At 61.2% G+C, this 5,164-nt stretch carries 5 protein-coding genes; all 5 read left to right on the top strand.

The window, feature by feature from the left end:
• Positions 1–1,893 (top strand): AMP-dependent synthetase/ligase (locus tag AC0AP0_RS08760; RefSeq protein WP_490430190.1); only part of this gene is annotated, 1,893 nt, incomplete at its 5' end.
• Positions 1,894–1,896: 3 nt separating this feature from the next.
• Complete coding sequence (locus tag AC0AP0_RS08755; RefSeq protein ID WP_015021747.1) at positions 1,897–2,379, top strand: peptide deformylase; 483 nt, start codon at positions 1,897–1,899, stop codon at positions 2,377–2,379.
• Positions 2,380–2,604: 225 nt separating this feature from the next.
• On the top strand, positions 2,605–3,474 hold the full coding sequence (gene rpsB / locus AC0AP0_RS08750) for a 30S ribosomal protein S2 (RefSeq protein ID WP_490430189.1): 870 nt from the start codon (positions 2,605–2,607) through the stop codon (positions 3,472–3,474).
• Between the two features lie 27 nt (positions 3,475–3,501).
• Positions 3,502–4,353, top strand: a complete 852-nt coding sequence (gene tsf, locus AC0AP0_RS08745; RefSeq protein WP_490430188.1) for a translation elongation factor Ts — start codon at positions 3,502–3,504, stop codon at positions 4,351–4,353.
• 215 nt (positions 4,354–4,568) lie between these two features.
• A partial coding sequence (locus tag AC0AP0_RS08740; RefSeq protein WP_490430187.1) for a uridine monophosphate kinase occupies positions 4,569–5,164 on the top strand: 596 nt, incomplete at its 3' end.

Genomic DNA, 5,164 nt, shown 5'->3' with positions numbered 1-5,164 from the left:
CCTGAGGAGCTGGTTGCCCAGTGGCAGGATCCCATGACCAGAAACTGGCACGATGTCAAGGCCGGGCAGATGTCCGCACGGGTTCGCGCCGTGGCCAAAGGCATGATGGCCCTGGGTGTGGGAAAAGGCAGCACCGTAGTCATCTATGCCTCTACTAGCTACGACTGGGGAGTCACGGACTTCGCTTGTGCCGCCATCGGGGCGGTCTCTGTGCCCATCTATGAGACCGACTCGCCTAGCCAGGCCCAGAAGATCGTTCAGGACGTGGACTGCGTCCTGGCGTTTGCAGGCGACTCGGAGCATGCGCAGATCCTTGAGCAGGTCCGGGGGTCATCGCCCAAGCTCAAGTATGTATTCAATTTCGAGGCGGGGGGTCTGAATGCAGTCAGCGAATTCGGCCAGGGGATTGACGACGAACGCCTGGATCAGGCCATCGCCCAGGTCAAGGCCGACGATCTTGCCACAATCGTCTACACTTCGGGCTCCACCGGTGAGCCCAAGGGCGCCATGCTTTCCAACCGGAACTTTGTCCACATCGTCTTCGTGGGCTGGGATGTGCTCTACCACATGCTGGCAGCCCCCTCCCGCCTGATGCTCTTCCTGCCCCTGGCCCACTGCTTCGCCCGTTACATCCAGTACGTGGCCATAGGCGCTCAAGGCGTGGTCGGATACGTCTCTAACGCCAAACACCTGCTGACTGACCTGCGCACCTTCCGGCCCACCTATCTGCTGGGTGTGCCACGCGTCTTCGAGAAGGTCTACAATGCTGCCTCACAGAAGGCCGGTGCAGGTCTGGCAGGCAAGGTCTTTGCCAAGGCCACCAGGCACTTCATCAAGTGGTCCAAGGATGAGCAGGAGGGGCGCGGCCACTCGCCATTGACTCGCCTGGCCCATGCCTTCTACACCAAGACCGTCGGCAACACGATCGAGTCCGCCCTGGGCTCCAATCTGAGCTATCTGGCCTGCGGCGGCGCACCCATGAACGCAGACCTGGCCCACTTCTTCAACGGAATCGACGGGATTACCTTCATTCAGGGATACGGAATGACCGAGACGGCGGCCCCCTGCATTGTCAACTTCGAGGATGCCAACGAAGTTGGGTCGGTCGGTCGACCTGGCTCGGGCATCACGGTCAGGCTGAGCAACGACGATGAGCTTTTGGTCAAGGGCCCCAGCGTCTTCATGGGCTACTACCACCAGCCCGAGCTGGATTCCACCGTACTTGATAAGGACGGTTGGCTGCATACCGGCGATCTGGCCCAAATCGACGACCAGGGCTTCGTCTTCATCACTGGCCGCAAGAAAGATGTCATCATCACAGCCGGCGGCAAGAACGTAAGCCCGGCGCCTTTGGAGGATGTGATCAGCACCTGTCCGATAGTCTCTCAGGCCGTGGTCGTGGGCGACGGCAGACCCTTCGTTGGCGCCCTGGTCACGCTGGATGCCGGAATGCTAAAATCTTGGCTGACCTCCCAGGGCCTAGATGCTGATATGAGCATGGAGCAGGCCAGCCATAACGATGCTATCCATGCCTTCATCCAGCAGTATGTAGACAAGGCCAACTGCAACGTCTCACGGGCCGAGTCGGTGCGCAAGTTCCTGGTGCTGGACAAGGACTTTAGCCAGGAGGACGGTACCCTGACCCCCAGCCTGAAGGTGGTGCGCCCCGAGGTGCTCCGTCAGTATGCCGAACTTGTGGACAAGGTCCTTTATGCGCCCAGGACGCCAGTCAAACCCGCTGTCAAGGAGAACGACATCGTCAGCAGGGCACGGACCACCATGAGCGATTCCCTGGCCAGCATGACCGGACGCAAGCGTGAAGGCCGCCAGGAGGAGGAAGCAGCCCAGGAGGACGAGAAGGACGGCCGCGACGGCCGGGATGACGAGGAGTAGGTAGTGGCGATTCGTACAATCAGAGTGGTTCCCGATCCGGTTTTGCGTACCCCCTGCGATCCTGTGACCAGCATCACCCCGGCTGTGCGCAGTCTGGTGCGTGACTTGGTGGATACTGTCGACGATCCGGGCAGGGCAGGACTATCGGCCAATCAGATTGGCGTGGGCCTGCGCGTCTTCTCATATAATATCGGCGGCAAGGTGGGCTACATCATCAATCCGGTCATCGACAAGACCTCCGGCGAGCAGTATGGCGAGGAGGGGTGCCTGTCGCTGCCCAACCTCTGGTATCCGACCAGGCGGGCCGACTACGCCCGAGCCCACGGCATCGATCTGGACGGCAAGACGGTGACTCTAGAAGGCCATGGCATCATGGGGCGGATGATCCAGCATGAGTGCGATCATCTGGACGGCCATGTCTATGTGGATCGGCTGGAGAGCGATGTCCGCCGCAAGGCTATGCAGCAGCTGAGATCGGCCAGGTAGGCAGAGGACGAACACGGTACCCGAGGTCATTGGCCTCGGGTATCATAATAATTCGGCGTGTCATTGCGCAGGTCCGCTGTCACGGGTGGGCAGGCGCGCCAAGAGTATCCTCAAACACACGCCGTAAATTCGCGCCATGTCCGCGACGTCCTGTGTCGGTCGGCTCTTCGGAGTTGCACGCAGGTGCACATGGCCAGGCAATAACCGACAATGAAAGGTACGGACATGGCACAGATCACCATGAGCGAAATGCTGAAGGCCGGCGTCCACTTCGGACACCAGACCCGTCGTTGGAACCCCAAGATGAAGCAGTACATCCTGATGGAGCGCAACGGCATCCACATCATCAATCTCTTCAAGTCGCTAGGTCTGATCGACCAGGCCTATGACTTCATCAAGCAGACCGTGGCCCACAACGGCACCGTGCTTTTCGTGGGGACCAAGAAGCAGGCCCAGGAGGCCATCAAGGCTCAGGCCACCCGGGTGAACATGCCCTATGTCTCCGAGCGCTGGCTGGGCGGCATGCTGACCAACTTCCAGACCGTGACCAAGCGTGTTGGCCGCTTGAAAGAGCTGGAGGAGATGGACTTCGACGACGTGCACGGCTCGGGGCTGACCAAGAAGGAGCTCCTGCTCCTGCGGCGCGAGAAGGACAAGCTGGAGCGTCAGCTAGGCGGCATCCGCAACATGAGCCGCACCCCTTCGGCACTGTTTGTAGTCGACATCAACAAGGAGGCCTTGGCTGTCTCCGAGGCCAACAAGCTGGGCATCCCGGTCGTGGCCTTGGTGGACACCAACACGGATCCTGAGCTTGTCACCTACCCTATTCCTGCCAACGACGATGCTATTCGAGGTGTTGAGCTGCTGACTCGGCTGATGGCCGATGCGGTGGCTGATGGCCTGCTGGAGCGCTCTGGCAAGGCAGCCAAGACCGAGGAGGCCTCCGACCAGCCCATGGCCGAGTGGGAGAAGAACCTGCTGGAGAACAAGGACGGACAGCCACAAGAGCAGGCCCAGGAGACCGCTCAGGCTCCCCAGGCGGAGCAGCCCGCGCAACCGCAGCAGGAGACCCCCGCTGCTAATCAGGCCGCCTGAAATCTGGCGTCTAGATAGGAGAGTTTCATGGCAAAAATCACCGCTGCACTGATCAAGGAGCTGCGTGACCAGACCGGCGCCGGCATGATGGACGTCAAGAAGGCCCTGACCGAGGCCGAGGGCGACATGGCCCGCGCCAAGGAGATCATCCGCGCCACCGGCATCCAGGCCGCAGGCGCCCGTGAGGGCCGCAAGGCTCAGGAGGGCCTGATCGCCTCCACCGTCGTCGAGGGTGGACAGGGCCAGATCGGCTATGCCGTCGAGCTCAACTCTGAGACTGACTTCGTGGCCAAGACCCCTCAGTTCGTCGAGTTCGGCCAGGAGGTCATCGACGACGTGGCCAAGGCTGATGCCTCCAACGCCGAGCAGGTCGATGCCGCTCCATCCAGGTCCGGCACCGTCAAGGAGACCGTGGAGGAGGCTGGTGCGCTCTTCCACGAGCACGTCAAGGTCGGCCAGGTGGCCCGGGTCGAAGGTCCCCGTGTGGAGATCTACGCCCACCGCAAGTCCGTGGAGATGCCCCCATCCATCGTGGCCATGATTGCCACTGATGAGGCTGGTGCCCAGGTCGCCCATGAGGTGGCCCTGCAGATCTCCGCCATGAGCCCCAAGTGGCTCAGCCGCGAGGATGTGCCGGCTGACGTGGTGGAGTCCGAGCGTCGCGTGGCCACCGAGAAGTCACAGGCCGAAGGCAAGCCCGAGAAGATCATTCCCAAGATCGTCGAGGGGCGTCTGAACGCCTTCTTCAAGGAGACCGTCCTGCTGGAGCAGCAGTACGTCAAGGACACCTCCAAGACCATTGGCGACCTCTTCAAGCAGGCTGGCGGCAAGGCTCTGGCCTTCGCCCGTCTCGAGGTCGGCAAGGGCGACGAGGAGTAGTTAGCAGACCAGCAATGCCCTGGGTTGTTCTACCTGATCTTGCCTGAGGAATAGGTAGATGATCGGTATTGATAGTAGGGGAGTGGCTTTCGTGGCCGCTCCCCTTTTTCCTAGGTCAATTCCCTGAGCCTGCTCAGGGAGGGGTTGTCGCCCAGCCCAGATACCCTAATTAGCGGCGTATTCCGCCCATCATCATGTCTGGAGAAAGGGCTTTTATGACCGGATCCGATTCAACGCAAACCCCAGCATCGCCTCGTCGTGTGCTGCTCAAGCTCTCCGGAGAGGCCTTCGGGGGAGGCGAGGTCGGTATTGACGTGCAGGTGGTCAAGCGGGTGGCCAAGGAGATCGTCCAGGCGGTGCAGGGCGGCGTTCAGGTGGCCATTGTGGTGGGCGGCGGCAACTTCTTCCGCGGAGCTGAGCTCAGTCAGGCCGGAATCGAACGTTCGCGCGGTGACTACATGGGCATGCTGGGCACAGTCATGAACTGCCTGGCCTTGCAGGACTTCCTGGAGCAGGATGGTCAGGCCACCAGGGTGCAGACAGCCATCACCATGGGCCAGGTGGCCGAGCCCTACATCCCGCTCAAAGCCATACGTCACCTGGAGAAGGGACGCGTGGTCATCTTCGGCGCTGGATCGGGCATGCCTTACTTCTCAACCGACACGGTCTCCATCCAGCGGGCCTTGGAGATACATTGCGTCGAGGTCCTTATGGGCAAGAACGGTGTGGACGGCGTGTATACGGCTGATCCGCACAAGCAGGCTTCTGCGCGCATGTTCACCAATCTGAGCTACCAGCGGGCCCTGGTGGA

It is taken from the genome of Bifidobacterium sp. POST2/T3 (B1) (assembly GCF_058197115.1).
The sequence above is the reverse complement of the archived record's forward strand: the minus strand, read 5'-3'. Positions and strand labels throughout refer to the sequence as shown.

Bases quoted from the DNA above. Each gene is read 5' to 3' on its own strand.
- tsf (WP_490430188.1), top strand. From the start codon at position 3,502: ATGGCAAAAATCACCGCTGCACTGATCAAGGAGCTGCGTGACCAGACC.
- rpsB (WP_490430189.1), top strand. From the start codon at position 2,605: ATGGCACAGATCACCATGAGCGAAATGCTGAAGGCCGGCGTCCACTTC.